Origin of the sequence: Mycobacterium sp. (assembly GCF_035570115.1) — a bacterium.
GTDB lineage: Bacteria > Actinomycetota > Actinomycetes > Mycobacteriales > Mycobacteriaceae > Mycobacterium.
The window spans coordinates 1-20,884 of sequence record NZ_DATMLH010000268.1; the positions used below are offsets into that span (position 1 = coordinate 1).

Annotated in this window: 17 protein-coding genes and 1 tRNA gene; 14 read left to right on the forward strand and 4 right to left on the reverse strand. The window is 65.3% G+C overall.

Translation table 11 applies throughout. The features are described from left to right. Window positions 1-17: 17 nt before the first annotated feature. Window positions 18-527 carry a MaoC family dehydratase gene (locus tag VNW74_RS25530; RefSeq protein WP_325682037.1) on the forward strand — a complete coding sequence of 170 codons (510 nt, stop codon included), beginning with the start codon at window positions 18-20 and terminating at the stop codon, window positions 525-527. Next, complete coding sequence (locus VNW74_RS25535) at window positions 527-1,345, forward strand: CoA ester lyase (RefSeq protein WP_325682039.1); 819 nt, start codon at window positions 527-529, stop codon at window positions 1,343-1,345. Before VNW74_RS25530 ends, VNW74_RS25535 begins: the two co-directional genes overlap by 1 nt. A gap of 9 nt (window positions 1,346-1,354) precedes the next feature. On the opposite strand, the gene VNW74_RS25540 is transcribed toward VNW74_RS25535, so the two are convergent. Further along, window positions 1,355-2,113 (reverse strand): enoyl-CoA hydratase, encoded by a 759-nt coding sequence (locus VNW74_RS25540; RefSeq protein ID WP_325682041.1) that lies wholly within the window; start codon window positions 2,111-2,113, stop codon window positions 1,355-1,357. Window positions 2,114-2,573: 460 nt separating this feature from the next. Further along, on the reverse strand, window positions 2,574-2,957 hold the full coding sequence (locus VNW74_RS25545) for a metalloregulator ArsR/SmtB family transcription factor (RefSeq protein WP_325682043.1): 384 nt from the start codon (window positions 2,955-2,957) through the stop codon (window positions 2,574-2,576). A gap of 158 nt (window positions 2,958-3,115) precedes the next feature. On the opposite strand from VNW74_RS25545, the gene VNW74_RS25550 reads away from it, so the two are divergent. From VNW74_RS25550 to VNW74_RS25570, 5 genes are all read left to right on the forward strand, one after another. Beyond that, a complete protein-coding gene (locus VNW74_RS25550; RefSeq protein ID WP_325682045.1) occupies window positions 3,116-4,192 on the forward strand; it encodes a sodium:calcium antiporter in 1,077 nt (358 codons plus the stop codon). A gap of 284 nt (window positions 4,193-4,476) precedes the next feature. Further along, the gene (locus tag VNW74_RS25555) at window positions 4,477-4,857 is read left to right on the forward strand and encodes a DUF732 domain-containing protein (RefSeq protein WP_325682047.1); all 381 of its coding nucleotides are present in this window, start codon (window positions 4,477-4,479) and stop codon (window positions 4,855-4,857) included. 42 nt (window positions 4,858-4,899) lie between these two features. Continuing rightward, window positions 4,900-5,127: a hypothetical protein gene (locus VNW74_RS25560; RefSeq protein WP_325682049.1), complete on the forward strand. Its 228-nt coding sequence runs from the start codon at window positions 4,900-4,902 to the stop codon at window positions 5,125-5,127. A 304-nt stretch (window positions 5,128-5,431) separates the two neighbouring features. After that, window positions 5,432-6,772, forward strand: a complete 1,341-nt coding sequence (locus tag VNW74_RS25565; protein WP_414686772.1) for a magnesium transporter MgtE N-terminal domain-containing protein — start codon at window positions 5,432-5,434, stop codon at window positions 6,770-6,772. Continuing rightward, a complete protein-coding gene (locus tag VNW74_RS25570) occupies window positions 6,769-8,433 on the forward strand; it encodes an NRAMP family divalent metal transporter (RefSeq protein ID WP_325682051.1) in 1,665 nt (554 codons plus the stop codon). The genes VNW74_RS25565 and VNW74_RS25570 overlap by 4 nt, the downstream gene beginning before the upstream one ends. A gap of 29 nt (window positions 8,434-8,462) precedes the next feature. Here VNW74_RS25570 and VNW74_RS25575 read toward each other — a convergent pair whose 3' ends face one another. Both VNW74_RS25575 and VNW74_RS25580 read right to left on the reverse strand, forming a co-directional pair. Continuing rightward, complete coding sequence (locus VNW74_RS25575; RefSeq protein ID WP_325682053.1) at window positions 8,463-8,630, reverse strand: hypothetical protein; 168 nt, start codon at window positions 8,628-8,630, stop codon at window positions 8,463-8,465. Between the two features lie 295 nt (window positions 8,631-8,925). Beyond that, window positions 8,926-8,999, reverse strand: a tRNA-Arg gene (locus tag VNW74_RS25580). Between the two features lie 190 nt (window positions 9,000-9,189). Here VNW74_RS25580 and VNW74_RS25585 point away from each other — a divergent pair. The 7 genes from VNW74_RS25585 to ettA all read left to right on the forward strand — a co-directional run bounded on the left by VNW74_RS25585 (window position 9,190) and on the right by ettA (window position 20,868). After that, window positions 9,190-10,443 carry an alpha/beta hydrolase gene (locus VNW74_RS25585; protein ID WP_325682055.1) on the forward strand — a complete coding sequence of 418 codons (1,254 nt, stop codon included), beginning with the start codon at window positions 9,190-9,192 and terminating at the stop codon, window positions 10,441-10,443. 247 nt (window positions 10,444-10,690) lie between these two features. Further along, a complete protein-coding gene (locus VNW74_RS25590) occupies window positions 10,691-12,139 on the forward strand; it encodes a wax ester/triacylglycerol synthase family O-acyltransferase (RefSeq protein ID WP_325682084.1) in 1,449 nt (482 codons plus the stop codon). Window positions 12,140-12,224: 85 nt separating this feature from the next. Then, complete coding sequence (locus tag VNW74_RS25595; protein WP_325682057.1) at window positions 12,225-13,904, forward strand: HAD-IB family hydrolase/lysophospholipid acyltransferase family protein; 1,680 nt, start codon at window positions 12,225-12,227, stop codon at window positions 13,902-13,904. Next, window positions 13,901-16,249: a glycerol-3-phosphate 1-O-acyltransferase gene (locus VNW74_RS25600; protein WP_325682059.1), complete on the forward strand. Its 2,349-nt coding sequence runs from the start codon at window positions 13,901-13,903 to the stop codon at window positions 16,247-16,249. Before VNW74_RS25595 ends, VNW74_RS25600 begins: the two co-directional genes overlap by 4 nt. Before the next feature lie 30 nt (window positions 16,250-16,279). Beyond that, window positions 16,280-18,286 (forward strand): cytochrome c oxidase assembly protein, encoded by a 2,007-nt coding sequence (locus VNW74_RS25605; protein ID WP_325682061.1) that lies wholly within the window; start codon window positions 16,280-16,282, stop codon window positions 18,284-18,286. A gap of 307 nt (window positions 18,287-18,593) precedes the next feature. Next, entirely contained in the window at window positions 18,594-19,061 is a 468-nt protein-coding gene (gene ssb, locus VNW74_RS25610; RefSeq protein WP_325682063.1) for a single-stranded DNA-binding protein, read from the forward strand. Between the two features lie 130 nt (window positions 19,062-19,191). After that, window positions 19,192-20,868 (forward strand): energy-dependent translational throttle protein EttA, encoded by a 1,677-nt coding sequence (gene ettA / locus VNW74_RS25615; RefSeq protein ID WP_325682065.1) that lies wholly within the window; start codon window positions 19,192-19,194, stop codon window positions 20,866-20,868. Window positions 20,869-20,884: the final 16 nt, after the last annotated feature.

A 20,884-nucleotide genomic window follows, 5' to 3' on the forward strand; every position in this document is an offset into this window, starting at 1 on the left:
GCCAGAGAGGTGGGTCTGTGACTTCAGAGAACGGCGAGCAGCCCGCCAAGACGGTCATCCAGCGCGGGTTGTGGTTCGAAGAATTCGAAATCGGCGTGCGGTACCTGCACCGCCCGGGGCGGACCATCACCGAGGCCGACAATGTGTTGTTCACGACTTTGACCATGAATACCCAAGCGCTGCATCTGGATGCCGCGTTCTCCGATGCGCTGCCGCCGTTCAATCAGCGGTTGGTGAACTCGATGTTCACCCTGTCGACCCTGGTTGGCTTGTCCGTCGCGCAGCTCACCCAGGGCACCATCGTCGGCAACCTCGGCTTCTCCGAAATCGCTTTCCCCAAGCCGGTGTTCCATGGCGACACGTTGTACGCCGAGACCGTCATCACCGAGAAACGCGAATCGAAGAGCCGCCCAGGCGAGGGCATCGTTACCTTCGCGCATACCGGCCGAAATCAGCACGGCGACGTGGTCGCCACCGCTAACCGCAGAACCTTGGTGCGGATGCGGCCGGCGGAGGTCGCCGACTGATGGGCTTGCACAATCCCGGGCCGGCGTGGTTGTTCTGTCCGGCTGACCGTCCCGAGCGTTACCAAAAAGCCGCGGCCGCAGCAGATATCGTGATCCTGGACCTCGAGGACGGCTGCGCCGCCGCCGACCGACCCGCCGCGCGCCAAGCGCTCGTCGACGTGCGACTCGACCCCGCCCGCACCCTGGTGCGTGTCAACCAGTTCGGCACCGCCGACCAGCAGCTCGATCTCGAGGCCTTGAAAAAGACGCCCTACGACACTGTCATGTTGCCGAAGTGCGAAGCGGCCGAACAGGTCAGCGCGTTGGCCCCGTTGCACGTCATCGTTCTGGTCGAATCGCCGATGGGTGCGCTCGTCGTCGCCGAGACGGTGTCCGTCGACAACGCCGTCGCGGCGATGTGGGGTGCCGAGGATTTGTTCGCGGCGCTCGGCGGTACCGCGAACCGCTTTCCGGACGGGACATACCGCGAGGTGGCCCGCCATGTCCGTGCACAGTCCCTGTTGGCCGCCAAGGCGCACGGTCGCCTCGCTTTGGACTCGGTCTACCTCGACATCAAAGATCTCGACGGCCTGCGTGCCGAAGCCGACGATGCGGTCGCGGTGGGCTTCGATGCCAAGGTTGCTATCCACCCCAGCCAGCTGCCCGTGATACGGGCAGCTTACGCGCCGTCCGCCGACCAGGTGCACTGGGCGCGAGACGTTTTGGTCGCGGCCGCCGATGAACGTGGTGTCTTCGCATTTGAGGGCAAAATGGTGGATGCGCCGGTGTTGCGGCGAGCCGAGCGAATTGTGCAGTTGGCGGCCGACACCGGCCGGTAGCGGTTGCGCTTATTTGCGTTGCGCCGCGGCCAACCGGGCGGCGAACTCCGGTGACCGGATCGAGTTGGCCTGCGGCCCGAGTTCGGTGTCCTTGGCGAGTTCGTGCTGTTCGGCATCGACCGATCCGGGGCTGGCCGTGGCACGCATGGTGGCCTTCGTCGCGAGCACCACCTGGCGCGGGGCAGCCGCAGGCCCGGCCGCCAGTTCCAACGCGGCGGCGACCGGGTCGTCGGCAATGCTGAGCGCCAGCCCATGCCGCACAGCTGATTCCGCGTCGAAGCGCATACCGAACAGCAAGGCCGCCCGGGCCACCTGCGGTCCGACCGCGCGCTGCAGCATCCAGGTCGCCCCGCCGCCGGGATGCAGTCCCAACTTCTGAAAACGCGCGTCGAACAACGCGTTCGGCCCGGCGATGCGCACGTCGGTAGCCAGCGCCAAGTTCAGGCCTGCCCCCACGGCCGGGCCGTTGACCGCGGCGATCGTGGGCAGGGTGCACTTGCCCACGGCCATAAAGCCGTCGTAGATCCGAAGCAGTCCTTGCTCGGCCGCACTGCCCAAGGCACTCAGGTCGGCGCCCGCGCAGAAGGCTTTGCCGGCGCCGGTGACGACGACGGCGTGCACACCGGGATCGGCCTCTGCCCGTTCCACTGCCGCGCGCAGCTGCCTTGACATCTCTTCGGTGACGGCGTTGCGGCGGTCGGGGTCGTTGACGGTGATCAACGCGACATGGCTGTCGACGTTGAACAGGACCAGATCGGACTGGGGCATTCGACACCTCCGCTGATTCGCCGCCGACGGCACATCGCGCACCATCCGAGGACATCTGCCACATAGACCTCGCTGGTCACAGTGCCTTCTCACGCTGTGCGCCCCCGGCAGGACTCGAACCTGCGACCACAAGATTAACCGACGACCCTTGTCGTTGGTTGTGTCGAGTTGCCGTGAGGCGCTGCGGGTCAACGTATTTGCCGTTCTTTTCGTTGTCAACGATTGACGCTGGTTGTCGTCGTTTTTCAACACTTAACGCCGATTAAACGCCCGCCCGTTGAGCCGGTCGGGCTAGCGACCTTTTTGGTCGTGCAACATTGATCATCGGCCGGTGAAACGGGGGCGATGAGACCGTCTACCACATCGAACACCTCGGACTCGGCGTCCCCGACGAACGCTCCGCGACTGCCTGAAGGGCTGGCATGCGCCGGCGCCATGGTCGCCGCGGCAGAACCCGCCGTTAACGGCTCAGTTGTTCGGGCGGCGGGTCGGGTGCGAGGCTGCCGTCGGGGGCGATGTGGGCGAAGATCTGCTGCAGCAAGCTGAGCACGTGGGGGTCCTCGACGGCGTAGATGTGGCGGCGGCCTTCTTGGCGTGCGCTGATTAGGCCAGCCAGGCGGAGCTTGCTCAGGTGCTGGCTCATGGTGGCAACGCCGACGCCGGTGCGTTCCGCCAGGGTGGTGACGTCGTGGATATCTTGGGCGGCAAGCCATAGCACGTGCAGCCGTGTCGCGTTGCTCAGAAGTGCGAAGGTGGCGGCTGCCGAGGTTAGTTGCGGCCGGGTCGGTTCGGCGCGCGGGACCGCGCTGGTGGTTTCGGGTCGCCGTACTTTTTGGTTTGCCATGGCGGCATCCATTCTTACGCGCGGGTGAGGACGGGATTCGCCTCTTCAAACATTTTAACACTTGCGAACATGACGAAGTGGCGGCAGGATGAGGAGCGATCCGAACAGTTAGTTCCAACGCGCCCCATCTGGGTGAGGACGAGGAAGGCGGGGCCCTCGTGGTGCATGTCGTGTTGCTCATTGCCTGTGCGGTGGCGATTTATCTGTCCTGCGAGTGGTTCGTCAATGCCGTGGAATGGCTTGGCCAGCGGCTCAACATCGGCACGATGGCAGTGGGAACCATCCTGGCTGCCTTCGGCACCGCGCTACCGGAGTCGGTGGTCACGCTGGTCGCCGTCACCACCGGCCCCACCGCCGAGATCCGCAACATCGGTGTCGGCGCGGCCATGGGCGGCCCGCTGGTCCTGGCCACCGTCGCCTACGGGGTGACCGGCGCCACGCTGCTGCTGCGGCGCCGCCGCCGCAGCCGCGAGATGGTCCTCGTCGGAGTGGGCGCGGCCAGCCTCGTCCAGCGCCCCATCAGCGAGCGCGATAACGCGCCCGACGCCACGTTGGCTGATCGCGCCCATACGGCGCGCCTGGTCAAAGACCAGCGCTGGTTTATGGCGGTGTTCGTGGTCAAAGTCGCTCTCGGCTTGGTGGCGTTTGCGATCAAGCCGTGGCTGGGTCTGCTGTTCTTCGCCGCCTACGGCGTCTACTTCTGGCGCGAAATCCGCGGCGGCACCAGCGGCGACCACGACGAACACGACCTGGCGCCGCTCAAGCTGCAACCCCGCGCCGTGCGACCGGCTACCACGGTGGTCCTGGTGCAAACGCTGGGCGCATTGGCCGTCATCTTCGTGTCCTCGCAAATATTCGTCCACCAGCTCGACGCCATCGGCCCCATGCTCGGATTGTCCAGCGCGGTCACCGCCCTGCTGCTGTCCCCGATCGCCACCGAGCTACCCGAAACCATGAACGCGATCATCTGGGTCCGACAAGGCAAAACCCAACTCGCCCTTGCCAACATCTCCGGCGCGATGATGATCCAAGCCACCGTGCCCAGCGGCCTGGGCCTGCTGTTCACCGACTGGCGACTCGACCACGCCCTGCTCTGGTCGGGCGCCATCACCGTGGCAGCCATCACCTACCTGCTCGTGACGATGCGCGCCAACAAACTCACCCCCACCCGGCTAGCCATGGCCGCACTGCTCTACCTGATCTTCGCCGCCGGCCTCATCCCGATCTTGATCTGATTACCCTCACCCCGGCCGTGTCGGGTTCCTCGGGAGTGTGAACGTGGCGGCTGCCGGCCGGGTCGGTTCGGCACGAGAGACCGCGTTAATCGGTTTCGGGTCGCCGTATTTTTTGGTTTGCCATGGCGGCATCCATTCTTACGTGCTGGTGAGGATGGGATTCGCCTCCACAAACATTTTAATACTTGCGAATATGACGAAATGACGGCATGATGAGGGGCGACCTGAACAGTTGGTTCCAACGCTCCCCATCTGGGAGCGGACGAGGAAGGGGTGAGACAGCAATGACTTCCCTATTCACTAAGGCGGCCGCCGCGGTCGCCACCCCCCAAGTGCATTCGCCCAGCCCTCTGCGATCACTATTGGCCGGCCTTGTCCTGGCGGGCGCGCTATTTAGCGTCGTGGGAGTAGTAGCCCCGACCGCGCATGCAGACGCGGTCGATCGCAGCAATTTCCTGGGCGCGCTCTCTTCCAGGGGCATCACCTTCGCGTCCGGGCAAGCTGCGATCGTCGCCGGTCATGAGGTCTGCAATGAACTTGATCAAGGTAGGCAGGCGAGTGATGTCGCGAACGACGTGATGACACTGACTAATTTGGACGGCTATCACGCCGGGTTTTTTGTCGGAGTCAGCATTGCCGCCTTCTGTCCAGGGCATAGCCAGTAGAACCCCGCCCAGTCGAGTATTGACTCTCAAGGAAGGACCTTGTTGATCACGAAAGTCGTCTTCAGTGCAGCGATCGCGCTCGGCGCTGCGATGGCGGTAGCAACACCGGCCGGCGCTGACCCCAGCTCGTTCGGGACGCTCGGCTGCAGCTGCATGCAGCCAGTCGATGTCCCGCATGGCAAGCCTGCGGTTAAGGACCAGGTGAATCAGGGAATCCAGAGCGGCCTTGGTTCGCTGCACGGCGGCCCGCCGAGCCCTGGCGGCTTCTAAGTTGGCGCGCGGGATCGGTTAGTCCGCCGATGGGGGCGGGTGCATCACCTTCCCCCTGAGCTCGGCGCCGCTGGCAATATCCTCCTGCTTTGGCCGCTTGCGTTGACGCCAACGGCGGCTGTCTTCCGAATGGCTGCCCGCCGTTTACCTATTGGTCGTAGCTGCTCGCGGCGGCCGCGGCATATGCTCTGCGGCCGAGCCGGTCAAACGATGAACGCCATACCCGCACATGGCATCGTGAGGCATGGTTCTCGCGCAGTCTGCTCGCGAGGGTCGAAAGCGCACTGTTGAGGAGGGCAAGCAAGTGAGCACATCAGGGACGGTGGCTGAACATGGCGGCGGGCAGCCGGTAATCCATCTCTCACAGCTGCTGCGCGCGCCGGTGCTGGCCCGCTCTGGCGAGGTTGTGAGCCGGGTGGAGGACGTGATCGTGCGCCTGCGCGGCGTCGATGAGTATCCGCTGGTGACCGGGATTGTGGCCGGGGTCGGCGGGCGGCAGGTGTTCATCGGCAGCGAATCGATTCACGAGTTGTCTCTGGACCGGGTTGTGTTGGCCAAGAACAAGGTTGACCTTCGCGGCTTTGAACGCCGCGACGGTGAGGTATTGCTGCGCGCCGATCTGCTGGGGCACCGGTTGATCGATGTCGCCAACGTGGAGCTGGTGCGCGCCTATGACGTCGAGCTGGAAGATACCGGCGCCGGGTGGGTGCTTGCGCGGCTGGACACCCGTCGCCCAGCAAGGTTTTTCGGGCTGATCAAGGCCTCCGGGGTCCATGCGCCCCGCGATTGGAAAGCATTCGAACCGCTAATCGGCCACGCCCACTCCGATGCCCTGCGCCGTCGCTGGGGCCGGGTCGGGGGATTCAAACCCGCCGAGATCGCCGACCTCATCGAGGACGCCGATAAGGCCGAGAGCGGCGAAATCCTAGATCGGGTTCACAGCGACCCGGAGTTGGAAGCCGACGTATTCGAAGAACTCGACCCCGAAAAAGCCAGCCGACTGCTCGATGCAATGCACGACGACGAAGTCGCCGCGCTGCTGGGCCGGATGCGCGCCGACGATGCCGCCGATGCGATCGCCGACCTGCGCCAGTCGCGGCGGCGGCGCGTGCTAGATCTGATGCCCGCCCCGCAGCGCACCAAAGTGATCACCCTGATGGGGTTCAACCCCGAGAGCGCCGGCGGGCTGATGAACCTCGACTTCGTGTCCTGCGCCGCCGCCACAACCGCGGCCCAGGCGCTTGCGCTGATCGCCGCGGCCCGCGCCGTACAGCCCGAGGCGCTGATCAAGATCCATGTTCTCGATGAGGACAAACGCCTGGCGGGTGTGGTGTCAGTAATCGCCCTGTTGCAGGCCGAGCCGGGCGAAAGTGTTGGGGACCTTATGGATTCCGACCCGGTGCGGGTCAGCGCCAACGCCGATCTGACCGACATCGCACTGTTGATGGCCGACTACAACCTCTACTCCATCCCCGTAGTCGACGAGCAGGACCGCGTGCTCGGGGTGGTCACCGTCGACGACGTGCTGGAGGCGACCATCCCGGAGGACTGGCGCCGCCGCGAACCCGCTCCCCGCCCCGTCCGCGAAATCACCCAGCCCGGCGATGACCGCAACGCGCCTGTGCCAGGAGGTGCGGTGACGTGAGTTCGGCGGGCGACAACATCACCCAGCCTGGGGCGCCGGCGGCCCGGATTCCGCGTAGTGCGGTGCTCGACTCGGCGCACGTGGGTGATATCGAGGGCGCGTTCGGGCGCATCAGCATCGGCGAGACCGACCGTCCCCGCACGCTGAAGATCCGGCTGATGACCCTGCTGGCCATCGTCGGTCCCGGGATCATCGTGATGGTCGGCGACAACGACGCCGGCGGGGTGGCCACCTACGCGCAGGCCGGCCAGAACTACGGCTACTCCCTGCTGTGGGTGCTGCTGCTGCTTATCCCCGTGCTCATCGTCAACCAGGAAATGGTGGTCCGGCTCGGCGCGGTCACCGGAGTCGGACACGCCCGGCTGATCAACGAACGCTTCGGCCGAGGCTGGGGCTGGTTTTCCGTCGGCGACCTGTTCCTGCTCAACTTCCTTACGATCGTCACCGAGTTCATCGGCATCAGCCTGGCCGCCGACTACTTTGGCATCTCGAAATACATTGTGGTGCCGGTCTCGGCGGTGGCGCTGGTGGCGATCATGGCAAGCGGCAGCTTCCGACGCTGGGAGCGGGCCATGTTCGTCTTCATCGCCATCACCCTGGCACAGATCCCGATGCTGCTGATGTCGCACCCGCAGTGGGTCCACGCGGCGAAGTCGTTTGTGCTGCCCAGCATCTCGGGCGGCGTGAGCTCAGATGCGGTATTGCTGATCATCGCCATCGTCGGCACCACTGTGGCACCCTGGCAGTTGTTTTTTCAGCAGTCCAACATCGTCGACAAACGCATCACGCCCCGGTTCATGGGCTATGAACGCGTTGACACCGTACTGGGGGCCTTCGTCGTGGTGGTTGGCGCCGCAGCGCTGGTGATGACCGGCGATTGGGCGGCACGCTCGACCAAAACCGCGGGTAAATTCGTCGACGCCGGCGCCATCGCCCACCTGCTCGGCCAACACCGCGGTCTGCTGGGCTCGTTGTTCGCGATCGTGCTGATGGACGCCTCCATCATCGGCGCGGCCGCGGTGACCCTGGCCACCAGCTACGCCTTCGGCGATGTCTTCGGCCTGAAACACTCGCTGCACCGCGGTTTCGCCGACGCAAAACAGTTCTACCTGTCCTACACGGCAATGGTGGTGTTGGCAGCGGCGGTCGTGCTGATTCCAGGAGCCCCGCTCGGTTTGATGACCACCGCGGTGCAGGCCCTTGCCGGCCTGCTGTTGCCCAGCGCCAGCGTATTTTTGCTGCTGTTGTGCAACGACCGGGAAGTGTTGGGGCCCTGGATCAATCGACCCTGGCTCAACTGGGTCGCCGGGCTGATCGTCGGCACCCTGCTGCTGCTCTCGGGGATTCTGATGGCCACCACGTTGTTCCCCGACCTCAACGTCGTCGCGGTCGCCGGCTACTTGGCTCTGGCGATGGTCATACTCGGCGTCGCTGCGGTGCCGGTGCTGCGGTGGTTGGGCCGCCGCCAACCCGCACCGCCGGCGCCCCAATTCCCGGCGCGCCCCGTCGACCGCAACACCTGGCGGATGCCACCCCTGGCATTGCTGGAGCCGGTCACCTGGTCGCCGGGGACCCGGCTCGGCATGATCGCCCTGCGCAGCTACCTGGTTATCGGCGCGCTGCTGCTGGTGGTCAAAGCCGTCGAACTCAGCCGCGGATAGCATTTGCGAACTGTGGCAATGCTCTTCGGCTATCTCCGCTTCGACCCGACGAACGTGACGCAGGCCATCAGCACGATGAGGGACAGGATGATCACGGTGCCCACGACGGCCGCTGTGTGACTGTAATGGGGCAGGTGTGCTGGGTCCATGGCCAGCCGCAGATCAGGCAGGCCGCTCATTACGACCACGGCAGTCACCGAGTCGAACACATTGACCAGCCTGCCGCGTGTTGTTCGTTATGCGGGAGCGCTTCGCCGTCAGGTTTGTGTAAAGGTTTGCAGGCCGGACGCGGGTGAGCTCGAGGACTTCGGCGGCAAACTATTTCAGTCGCCGCTAGATGGGGATCATCACCCCAGCTCGTAGGACTCCTGCGACACTCGGAAGAAGTGCCCGCCGGTGACGTCGGTGCACTTCTTCACCGACTGCTCGTGCCGCCCGCGCCGATTAAACGCCGACTGATCTTGATCGCCGTCAAAAATACGCGCGTTGACGTGCCCCCGGCAGGACTCGAACCTGCGACCACAAGATTAGAAGTCATGTGCTCTGTCCAGCTGAGCTACGGGGGCCGGAGACTACTAAGCCCAGGTCAGTGTATCCAACGTGCCGCAGGCGGAGCCGAGGTACGCAACGCCGACAGAAATGTCCTTGGCAGGAACAGTGATTCGCTAGTGTGAGGCCCGCCACACACGTACGCTACCGACGGCTGGGCCGCGTGCAGGCCGGCGGCGTGTGCTCAACGATGAGGAGTGGCAGGGCATGACGGTAGCCATAGGGGGCCGATACTCGCGGGCCAGCGCCGAGATGCTGCGACACGGACTGCAGCTGGCGGCCGGCCCGGTCGATGCATACCGCACTGGTGCGCTGCTTCTCCGCGGCTCGCCGTGGGTAGTGCGCTTTGTGGCGGAGTGGCTATCGGCTGAATTTCCCCCGCACGTGCTCACCGGGCATGCCTTGTCCGGGGTGACGCCGCTGTCGGTCGGCCGTATTGCGACGAACTGGGCAGCACAGCGGGCAGACCACATCCTCACCGCCGCGCTGCAGGAGTCGTTGGGGCCGCGATACGGGGAAAAGGCCCGCCATCCGATCAGCGATTTCCCCGCGTGCACCCCCCGCGGGGGATTGTTGCAGGCAGCCGGCCACCGCCGTCGGTACGCGGCACAGACGTCGGATATCGCCTACGGGCCAGACGGTCGCGACAACCTGCTGGACATCTGGCGCCATCCGGCCACCAAGGCCGGCGACCGGGCGCCGGTGGTGGTGCAGATACCGGGCGGCGCGTGGGTCGTCAACGGTAAACGGCCTCAGGCATATCCGCTGATGGGCCGACTGGTCGAACACGGCTGGATCTGCGTGTCCATCGATTACAGCAAGAGCCCGGGCAAGGCGTGGCCGGCGCACATCATCGACGTCAAACGCGCGCTGGCGTGGGTCCGCGAGAACATCGCCGACTACGGCGGTGACCCCGACTTCATCGCCGTCACGGGTGGCTCGGCGGGCGGGCACCTGGCCGCCCTGGCCGCGCTCACCGCTAACGACGAGCGACTGCAGCCCGGTTTCGAGGAGGCTGACACAACCGTTCAAGCGGCGGCGCCCTATTACGGCGTCTACGACCTGACTGACGTCAAAAAGATGCACGAAATGATGCTGCCGTTTCTGGAGCGTTTCGTTATGCAAGCGCGCCACGCTGACCAGCCTGAGCTTTTTGAATCGGCATCGCCGATTTCGCACGTGCATCGCGCGGCGCCACCGTTCTTTGTGCTGCACGGCGAGAACGATTCGGTGATTCCCAGTATGCAGGCGCAGGCCTTTTGCGCCGCACTCCGCGATGCGGGCGCCCCGACCGTGTGCTACGCCGAGCTTCCCAACGCCCACCACGCGTTTGACATATTCGCCACGGTTCGGTCCCAACTGGCCGCGGACGCCGTCGCCGACTTTCTCGGTGTCGTTTACGGACGATATCTGCGGTCGCGGTCGACGGTTTCGCGCAGACGCGCCACGCCTGCCAGTTGAATTGCTCGGCGGGCAACGTATACGTATTCCTCAATTTGACAGTCGGCCAGGCCATTTCGCGGGCTATCTGAAACGCATTTAAACTCGTGCCCTGATCCGCACAATCGGCTACCGCCGCCGCGCCAACCGGGCTAGCGTTGGAGTGGCCCGCGGCGCAACGCTGGGCCTTGGCAAAGCGTATTGGCGCGTCGAGCAGCGCTGACAGGACGGAGGAGTGCCGGTGGCTGAGACGGTCGACGCGGCCGGAATGCCCGCGGCGCTGGGGCCGGTCGATTACCTCTTGCATCGCGGGGAGGCCAACCCGCGTACCCGCTCGGGCATCATGGCTCTGGAAATCCTCGACACCACGCCAGATTGGGATCGGTTCCGGACCAGGTTCGAGAATGCGTCCCGACGAGTGTTGCGGCTGCGGCAGAAGGTGGTCGTGCCGACCTTGCCGACGGCGGCGCCACGCTGGGTGGTCGATCCGGATTTCAACCTGGACTTCCACGTGCGAAGGATGCGCGTCGCAGAACCGGGCTCGCTGCGCCAGGTGTTCGATCTGGCCGAGGTGATGCTGCAGTCGCCGTTGGACATTGCCCGACCGTTGTGGACGGCCACCCTGATCGAGGGTCTTGCCGACGGGAAGGCGGCGACGCTGCTGCACCTGTCCCACGCCGTCACCGACGGTGTCGGCAGTGTGGAGATGTTCGCCCAGATCTACGACATCGAGCGGGATCCACCGCCCCAGCCGACGCCCGCGCAACCCATTCCGCAAGATCTCTCGGCCAACGACTTGATGCGCGAAGGGTTCAACCAGCTACCCGCCAATGTCGTCGGTGGGGTGTTGGGTGCGCTATCGGGGGCTGTGTCGATGGTCGGGCGGGCGGTGCTCAACCCGGGAGCCGCGGTGGCGGGTGCGGTCGGCTACGCGCGCTCGGGGGTGCGGGTGGTGAGCCGGGCCGCCGAACCGTCGCCGCTGCTTCGTCGCCGCAGCCTGGCCACCCGCAGCGAAGCGCTCGACATCCCGCTGGCCGACTTGCACAAGGCGGCAAAAGCGGGCGGAGGCTCAATCAACGACGCGTACCTGGCCGGTTTATGCGGGGCGCTGGGGCGCTACCACGAGGCACTCGGCGTGCCGGTCGCCACCTTGCCGATGGCGGTGCCGGTCAACCTGCGTGCCGAATCCGATCCGGCCGGCGGCAACCGGTTCACCGGCATCAATCTGGCGGCCCCGGTAGGTACTGCCGATCCGATGGCCCGCATGCGGAAGATCCGCGCGCAGATGACCCAGCGCCGCGACGAACCCGCGATGGACATCATCGGTTCCATCGCGCCGGTGTTGAGCGTCTTGCCCACGCCGTTGTTGGAGTCGGTGACCGGTTCGGTGGTCGGCTCGGACGTGCAGGCCAGCAACATTCCGGTCTACCCCGGCGACACTTACCTCGTCGGCGCAAAGATTCTGCGCCAGTACGGTATTGGCCCGTTGCCTGGTGTGGCGATGATGGTCGTGCTGATCTCCAGGGGCGGCTATTGCACCATCACCACGCGCTACGACCGCGCCGCGGTGCGTGACGAGGCGCTCTGGGCCCGTTGCCTGCTCGAGGGTTTCGACGAGATCCTCGCGCTGGCCGGTGATCCCGCCATCCATGCGGTGCCCGCGTCCTTCGCCGTCGAGCCGTCGGACGGGCCTGATCGATCGGTGTCTGGATCATGAGCGCCCGCACCGGCGACGATGCAGTGGCGGCACCGCCAGGCGCGCAGCGGCGAGGGGGACGAAGCGATGAGGAGGAGCGGCGCCGATGACCGCCGACGAGCAGAAGTCGCGTAAATCGCCGCGTGATCTCCGGTTGCCGGGGTCGGTCGCCGAAATCATGGCCAGCCCGCCCGGCCCCAAGATCGGCGCGTTCTTCGACCTAGACGGCACCTTGGTGGCCGGCTTCACCGCGGTCATCCTCACGCAGGAGCGGCTGCGCCGACGGGACATGGGCGTCGGCGAGCTGATCAGCATGGTCACTGCGGGTCTCAATCACCAGCTTGGGCGCATCGAGTTCGAAGAGCTGATCACCAAGGCCTCGGGTGCGCTACGCGGGCGTCCGTTGAGCGATCTGGAAGAGATCGGCGAGCGCTTGTTCAACCAAAAGATCGAGTCGCGGATCTACCCGGAGATGCGTGAACTGGTCCGCGCCCACATGGCTCGCGGCCACACCGTGGTGCTGAGCTCGTCGGCGTTGACCATTCAGGTCGGACCGGTGGCCCGCTTCCTGGGCATCATCAACACGCTCACCAACAAGTTCGAGACCAATGCGGAGGGGCTGCTCACCGGAGATGTGCTGAAGCCGATCCTCTGGGGACCGGGCAAGGCCTCGGCGGTCCAGAAGTTCGCCGCTGAGAACGGCATCGACCTCAAGGACAGCTACTTCTACGCCGACGGCGACGAAGATGTCGCGCTGATGTATCTGGTCGGCAATCCCCGGCCGACCAATCCCGAAGGCAAGATGGCCGCGGTTGCTCGTCGGCGCGGCTGGCCAATCCTGCGGTTCACCAGCCGCAGTGGCGGCGGTATCGGCTCGCAGCTGCGGACCCTGGCCGGCTTCGGCTCGCTCGTCCCGGTGGCCGCCGGCGCAGTAGGTATCGGACTGCTGACCCGCAGTCGCCGCCGTGGGGTGAACTTCTTCACCTCGACCTTCTCACAGCTATTACTGACAGCCAGCGGTGTGCATCTCAATGTCATCGGTGGCGAGAATCTGACCGCCGAACGCCCGGCGGTGTTCATCTTCAACCACCGCAACCAGGCCGATCCGGTGATCAGCGGTGCGCTGGTCCGCGACAACTGGATTGGCGTGGGCAAGAAGGAATTGGCCAACGACCCGATCATGGGCACGCTTGGGAAGCTGCTAGACGGTGTCTTCATTGACCGCGACGATGCGACGGCGGCGGTGGAGTCGCTGCACGAGGTCGAAGACCGCGCGAGAAGAGGGTTGTCGATTGTGATTGCCCCGGAAGGCACCCGGCTGGACACCACCAGCGTCGGGCCGTTCAAGAAGGGGCCCTTCCGGATGGCGATGGCGGTCGGCATCCCGATCGTGCCGATCATCATCCGCAACGCCGAGAGCGTCGCCGCGCGCGACTCGATGACGATGAATCCGGGCACGGTGGATGTCGCTGTGTTCCCGCCGATCTCGGTCAAGGATTGGACACTTGACACGCTGGCGGACCGGATCGCAGAGGTCCGCCAGCTGTATGTGGACACGTTGGCCGACTGGCCGGTCGACGAGCTGCCCGAAGCCAGCCTGTACAGCCAACCAAAAAAGGCGGCACCGACAAAGACGCCGCGCAAGGCCGCAAGCAAGCCGGCCAAGGCCGCGCCGGCGAAAGCCGTGAAAGCCGTGAAAGCCGTGAAAAAGGCCCAGCCTAAAACCCCGGCGGGCAAGGTCACCAAGGCTCAACCGCCTGCACCTCGGCCGAGAGGACGATCGTGACCAGATCGGCCGCCGATACCGACACCTTCACCACGACCGACGACACCCTGGTGTTGGCGTCGGCGTCCTCGCCGGTGGAATCGGAGCTGCTCGCGGCGTGGTTGGACCAGCAACGTGCCCAGCACCCGGAGACCAGGCTCGAGGTGCTGCCGTTGCCGCCACGCAACTCGCCACCCGCGGCGCTCGCAAAGCTGGTCGAACAGCTCGAGTCGGACGAAGACCGGTCGATCGTTCCGGTACGGGTCTTCTGGATGCCGCGTGCGGACGCGTCGGCATTGAGCCGGGTGGCTGCGCTGCTTCCGGGACGAAATCCCTACCACCCCACTGAGCGTCAGCAGCGTCACATCCTGCGCGCGGATCCCTCACGCGCCCGGGTGGTGGCCGGCGAGTCGGCCAAGGTATCCGAACTCCGTCAGCAATGGCGAGACATCACGGTTGGCGATAACCCCCGTGACTTTGCGCATTTCGTCACCCGCCGAGCGCTGCTGGCGATGGAACGCGCCGAATACCGAATCCTCGGACCGCAGTACAAGTCTCCGCGACTGGTGCGCCCGGAAATCTTGGCGTCCGCACGATTTCGCGCCGGTTTGGAAAAGATTCCGGGTGCCACCGTCGAGCAAGCCGGAGAGATGCTCGACGAACTCGCCACCGGGTGGAGCCGAGTTTCGGTCGACCTCGTCTCGGTCTTAGGCAGGATGCTCAGCCGGGGATTCGACCGGGAAATCGACTACGACGAGTACCAGGTGGCGGCGCTGCGCACCGCGCTGGAGGCTCATCCCGCGGTGTTGTTGTTCTCGCATCGGTCCTACATCGACGGCGCGGTGATGCCGGTGGCGATGCAGGAGAACCGGCTGCCGCCGGTGCACGTCTTCGCGGGTATCAACCTGGCATTCGGGGTGATGGGACCGCTGATGCGTCGCGCAGGGACCATCTTCATCCGGCGCAATATCGGCGACGACCCGGTGTATAAGTACGTGCTCAAGGAGTACGTGGGCTACGTGGTGGAGAAGCGCTTCAATCTGAGCTGGTCGATCGAGGGCACCCGCTCCCGCACCGGAAAGATGTTGCCACCCAAGCTCGGACTGATGAGTTATGTGGCCGACGCCTATCTCGACGGCCGCAGCGACGACATTCTGCTGCAAGGAGTTTCGATCAGTTTCGACCAGTTGCACGAGACCGCCGAGTATGCCGCCTATGCTCGCGGCGGCGAAAAGCGCCCGGAGGGCTTCAGCTGGCTGTACAGCTTCATCAAGGCTCAGGGCGAACGCAACTACGGCAAGATCTATGTTCGTTTCCCCGAAGCCGTCTCGATGCGGGAGCACCTCGGCCCGGCGCACGGGCCGATTGCTGACGACCAAGCCGCCAAACGGCTTGCCCTGCAGAAAATGTCGTTCGAAGTCGCATGGCGGATTCTGCAAGCGACCCCGGTGAATGCCACTGGTCTGGTTTCGGCGCTGCTGCTGACCACCCACGGGGTGGCGTTGACGCTCGGGCAGCTGCACCACACCCTGCAGGACTCACTGGACTATCTCGAACGCAAGCGCACCCCGGTGTCCACCAGCGCGCTGCGGCTGCGCACGCTCGAAGGCGTCCGCGCCGCCGTGGACGAGCTGTCCAACGGCCATCCGGTCACCCGCATCGACAGCGGTCGAGAACCCGTGTGGCGCATCGCCCGCGAGAACGAGCACACCGCGGCGTTCTACCGCAACTCGGTGATACACGCATTCCTGGAGACCTCCATCGTCGAACTGGCGCTGGCCCATGCCGGTCATGCCGACGGTAATCGGCTGGAAGCCTTCTGGAATCAAGCAATGCGGCTGCGAGATCTCCTCAAATTTGACTTCTACTTCGCCGATTCGGCGGCTTTCCGGCAAAACATCGCCGAAGAGATGGCATGGCATGAGGATTGGGAAGCGCATATCGCCGGGGGCGGCGCCGAGATCGACGCAATGCTGTACGCGAAGCGACCGTTGATGTCGGAATCGATGCTGCGGGTGTTCTTCGAGGCCTACGAGATCGTGGCTGACGTGCTGCGCGACGCGCCGACCGATATCGGCGAGAAGGAACTTACCAAGTTGTCGCTCGGCGTCGGCCGCCAGTACGTCGCGCAGGGTCGGGTCAGCAGCAGCGAGCCGGTATCCACGCTCCTGTTCGCGACCGCACGCCAGGTCGTCGCCGACCAGGGCCTGTTGAAGCCGGCACCGGACCTGGTGGAGCGGCGGATCGCGTTTCGCCGCGAGCTGCAGGCCATTTTGCACGATTTCGACCACGTCGCGCGGATCGCGCGCAACCAGTTCGTGGCCCGCGAGGTGAAGGCGCGCGGCCGACAGCGGGACGATCAATAGCTGGCAGACCCGTGCCAATACTCTTGACGCATGACGAGTGCTCCGGCCGTTAGGCGCGGCGCGGCGGTATGGCCGCTGCTCGCCGGCGTGGCGGTGCTGGCCGGCTGCACCGCGGCAGGGATCGGCGCCCTGTCGGTGGCTGCGGCGCTGACCGCGACCGGGTTACCCGACCCCGGTCCGGTGACCACGCTGGGCTTGCCGTTCGTCCGTGCGGCTGGTGAGGTCGCGGCCGTGGTGGCCGTGGGAGCGTTTCTTCTGGCCGCATTCTTGGTTCCGCCGCAGAATAGCGGCGTCCTCGACGTCGACGGCTACCGTGCGGTCCGAATCGGCACGGTGGCTTCCGGGGCATGGGCGGTATGCGCCGCGCTGCTGGTTCCGCTGACGATCTCCGACGTCTCCGGTCAACCGCTCACCGCCCACCTCAACCCGGCGTCGCTCTGGTCGTTGGCAAGCCTGATCAACATCGCGGCGGCATGGCGGTGGACCGCGTTGCTGGCTGCAGCGGTGACGTTGGCGAGTCTTCCCGTGCTGCGCTGGTCATGGACGCCGCTGCTGCTGGTCGCCTCGTTGGCGACCCTGATACCGCTCGGGCTGACGGGCCACTCGTCGGCGGGCGGCGCCCACGATCTGGCCACCAACAGCCTGCTGATCCATCTGGTGGCCGGCAGCCTGTGGGCCGGTGGCCTGCTGGCGCTGCTGACCCACGTCATCCGCGGCGGGCAGCACGCCGATCTGGCCGCGCGGCGATTCTCCAGCATCGCCTTGTGGTGCTTTGTGGCGATGGCGGTCAGCGGAATCGTCAACGCGCTGGTGCGGGTTCTGCCATCGGACCTGCTCACTACCGATTACGGGCGGCTGGTGCTCGCCAAATTCGTCGCGCTGTGCTTGCTCGGTGTCGCCGGATGGCGTCAGCGGCGCAGCGGAGTGGCTGCGCTGCAAACAGATCGGAGTTCGCGTGCCGCGCTGATCAGGCTGACGCTGATTGAGGCGCTGATCTTCGGTGTCACGTTCGGTATCGCCGTCGGCCTGGGCCGCACACCGCCACCGACCCTGCCGATCGGCATCCCCTCGATTCCCGACGTGAAAATCGGCTACGACTTCGCCGGACCGCCCACCCCGCTGCGGGTGTTCGTGGACTGGCGCTTTGACCTGATCTTCGGCACGGCCGCCATCGTGTTCGCCGGGTTGTACCTGTCCGGAGTGCGGCGGCTACGGCGCCGCGGCGACGACTGGCCACCGGGCCGGATCGTGGCCTGGCTGCTGGGCTGCCTGACGTTGCTCTTCGTCACGTCGTCGGGTTTGGGCCGCTACATGCCGGCGATGTTCAGCATGCACATGGCCGATCACATGATGCTGTCGATGCTGGTCCCCATCCTGCTGGTGTTGGGTGGCCCGGTCAGCCTGGCGTTGCGGGCGCTGCCGACAGCCGGCCGCAACGATCCGCCAGGGATGCGAGAATGGTTGCTGGCCGCCCTGCACAGTAGGCTGTCGCGGTTCCTCACCAATCCAGTGGTCGCCACGGTGTTGTTCATTACTGGGTTCTACGGGCTGTATCTGGGCGGTCTTTTCGACGCCGCGGTTGGCAGCCACATCGGGCATGTCGCGATGAATGTGCACTTTCTGTTGAGCGGCTACCTGTTCTATTGGGTGGTGATCGGTGTCGACCCGACGCCGCGGCCGATCCCGCCGCTGGCCAAGGTGGGCGTGGTCTTCGCGTCGTTGCCGCTGCACGCATTCTTCGGGGTATTGCTGATGGGCATGGGGAACGTGCTCGGCGAGAGCTTCTACCGGTCGCTGCACCTGAGCTGGCATACCGACCTGCTGGGCGATCAGCGGCTCGGCGGTGGAATCGCTTGGGCGGCAGGGGAAATACCGCTGGTCGTGGTGATGATCGCGTTGCTTGTGCAATGGTCGCGCAGCGACCAGCGGACCGCCAGGCGACTGGATCGCGCGGCAGAACGCGACGACGACGCCGAGCTGGCGGCTTACAACGCGATGCTGGCCGAGTTGGCCCGCCGCGACGCATCGCGGCACTAGCTGCGCGACCGGCCTCGCAGGCCACTGGATTAGCAACAGCCACACCAGCACCAATGTCAGACCATGACGTGCTGCTGCAAAGCGATATCGCATGCGATACCGGCAGCGCTCCGGTGGCGAGGACGCTTACTCGTTCGTTGTCTATCCACAGTCGCGGTTCTATCCACCGGGGCCGTTACACGTCGACTCGGTCCATCCGAGGTTGTCGGTCCGGATGCGCTGACTGGAGCCAGCACCGGCGGTGTGGCGTCACCGGGATTGCCCGGGTCGCTCGGCAAAGCGCCGCCACCTTCAGAAAGGAAAAGCAATGTTCGAAACACAGGTAACCGTGGTCGGGAACATCGTGAATGACCCGAAACGCCGACAGGCGGGTGCACAGGAAGTGTTGAAGTTCCGGGTAGCCAGCAATTCACGACGACGCGGCGTCGACGGTACTTGGGAGGCCGGAAATTCGCTGTTCGTCACCGTCAACTGCTGGGGCCGGCTGGTCTCCGGTGTGGGCGCATCGCTGGGCAAGGGCTCGCCGGTGATCGTCGTCGGCCACATCCACACCAGCGAATACGAGGATCGTGACGGCATTCGTCGTTCGACGTTAGAGATGCGCGCCACCTCGGTCGGCCCCGACCTGTCGCGCTGTCACGCCCGAATCGAGAAGACTGTCTCTGTGGGGACGGATGCCGCGAGCGCACAAGCGGTCGACGGTGACGCCGCCGACACCGAGGCCGGAGATGACGCCGCGCCGGTGACCGAGACGGGGTTGCCGCTGTCGGCCTGAACGCCTCTGGACCGTCGGACCGTCTGCCCGTCTGGTGACGATGCGCGCCGTGTAGCGGCGCGAGAAGGAACCGGACCGTCTGCCTAGGATGGTCGGCGAGCAACGAAAACCAGAGAGGTAACACTGCTGCATGGCTGAGTTCATCTACACGATGAAGAAGGTCCGCAAGGCGCACGGCGACAAGGTGATCCTTGACGACGTCACGTTGAGCTTCTATCCAGGCGCCAAGATCGGTGTCGTCGGCCCCAACGGGGCAGGTAAGTCGAGCGTCTTGCGGATCATGGCAGGGCTGGACAAGCCGAACAACGGTGAAGCCTTCCTGGCCACCGGTGCCACCGTCGGCATCCTGCTTCAGGAGCCGCCGCTGAACGAGGAGAAGACCGTTCGCGGCAACGTCGAAGAAGGGCTTGGCGACATCAAAGTCAAGCTGGACCGGTTCAACGAAGTCGCCGAACTGATGGCCACCGACTATTCCGACGAGCTGATGGAAGAGATGGGTCGGCTGCAAGAGGATCTCGACCATGCCAACGCGTGGGACCTCGACTCGCAGCTCGAGCAGGCGATGGATGCGCTGCGCTGCCCGCCGCCCGACGAGCCGGTGACACATCTTTCCGGCGGTGAGCGCCGCCGCGTGGCGCTGTGCAAGCTGCTGCTGTCCAAGCCGGACCTGTTGCTTCTCGACGAGCCGACTAACCACCTGGACGCCGAGAGTGTGCAGTGGCTCGAACAGCACCTGGCCGCTTACGAGGGAGCGGTCCTGGCGGTGACCCACGACCGATATTTCCTGGACAACGTGGCGCAATGGATCTTGGAACTCGACCGCGGCCGGGCCTACCCCTACGAGGGCAACTACTCCACCTACCTGGAGAAGAAGGCCGAGCGGATCTCGGTGCAGGGCCGCAAGGACGTCAAGCTGCAGAAGCGGTTGCAGGACGAGCTGGCGTGGGTGCGGTCCGGCGCCAAGGCCCGCCAGGCCAAGGGCAAGGCCCGCCTGCAGCGCTACGAGGAGATGGCGGCCGAGGCGGAGAAGACCCGCAAGCTCGACTTCGAGGAGATCCAGATCCCAGTTGGCCCGCGCCTGGGCAACCTGGTGGTCGAGGTCGAGCACCTCGACAAGGGCTTCGAAGGACGCACGCTGATCAAAGACCTGTCGTTCACGTTGCCCCGCAACGGCATTGTCGGCGTCATCGGCCCTAACGGTGTCGGCAAGACGACGCTGTTCAAGACCATCGTCGGCCTCGAACAGCCGGACAGCGGCATCGTCAAGGTCGGCGAGACCGTCAAGTTGAGCTACGTCGACCAGTCTCGAGCCGGTATCGACCCAAAGAAGAACGTGTGGGAAGTCGTCTCCGACGGGCTGGACTACATCCAGGTCGGGCAGAACGAGATTCCGTCGCGGGCCTATGTCTCAGCGTTTGGTTTCAAGGGTCCCGACCAGCAGAAGCCGGCCGGCGTGTTGTCCGGTGGTGAACGCAACAGGCTCAATCTGGCGCTCACCCTCAAGGAGGGCGGGAACCTGATCCTGCTGGACGAGCCGACCAACGACCTCGACGTCGAGACGTTGGGCTCATTGGAGAACGCGCTGGAGAAATTCCCCGGCTGCGCGGTGGTGATCTCCCACGACCGTTGGTTCCTGGACCGGACCTGCACTCACATCCTGGCGTGGGAGGGAGACGAGGACAACGAGGCCAAGTGGTTCTGGTTCGAGGGCAACTTCGGTGCATACGAGGAGAACAAGGTCGAACGGCTCGGCGTCGAAGCGGCGCGTCCGCACAGGGTGACTCACCGCAGGCTCACTCGCGACTAGTGTCTCCGGTACCAGC

Coding starts and splice junctions, on each gene's coding strand:
- VNW74_RS25585 (WP_325682055.1), top strand. CDS start 9,190: ATGACGGTAGCCATAGGGGGCCGATACTCGCGGGCCAGCGCCGAGATG.
- VNW74_RS25545 (WP_325682043.1), bottom strand. CDS start 2,957: ATGGCAAACCAAAAAGTACGGCGACCCGAAACCACCAGCGCGGTCCCG.
- VNW74_RS25595 (WP_325682057.1), top strand. CDS start 12,225: ATGACCGCCGACGAGCAGAAGTCGCGTAAATCGCCGCGTGATCTCCGG.
- VNW74_RS25555 (WP_325682047.1), top strand. CDS start 4,477: ATGACTTCCCTATTCACTAAGGCGGCCGCCGCGGTCGCCACCCCCCAA.
- VNW74_RS25540 (WP_325682041.1), bottom strand. CDS start 2,113: ATGCCCCAGTCCGATCTGGTCCTGTTCAACGTCGACAGCCATGTCGCG.
- VNW74_RS25535 (WP_325682039.1), top strand. CDS start 527: ATGGGCTTGCACAATCCCGGGCCGGCGTGGTTGTTCTGTCCGGCTGAC.
- ssb (WP_325682063.1), top strand. CDS start 18,594: ATGTTCGAAACACAGGTAACCGTGGTCGGGAACATCGTGAATGACCCG.
- VNW74_RS25605 (WP_325682061.1), top strand. CDS start 16,280: ATGACGAGTGCTCCGGCCGTTAGGCGCGGCGCGGCGGTATGGCCGCTG.
- ettA (WP_325682065.1), top strand. CDS start 19,192: ATGGCTGAGTTCATCTACACGATGAAGAAGGTCCGCAAGGCGCACGGC.
- VNW74_RS25590 (WP_325682084.1), top strand. CDS start 10,691: ATGCCCGCGGCGCTGGGGCCGGTCGATTACCTCTTGCATCGCGGGGAG.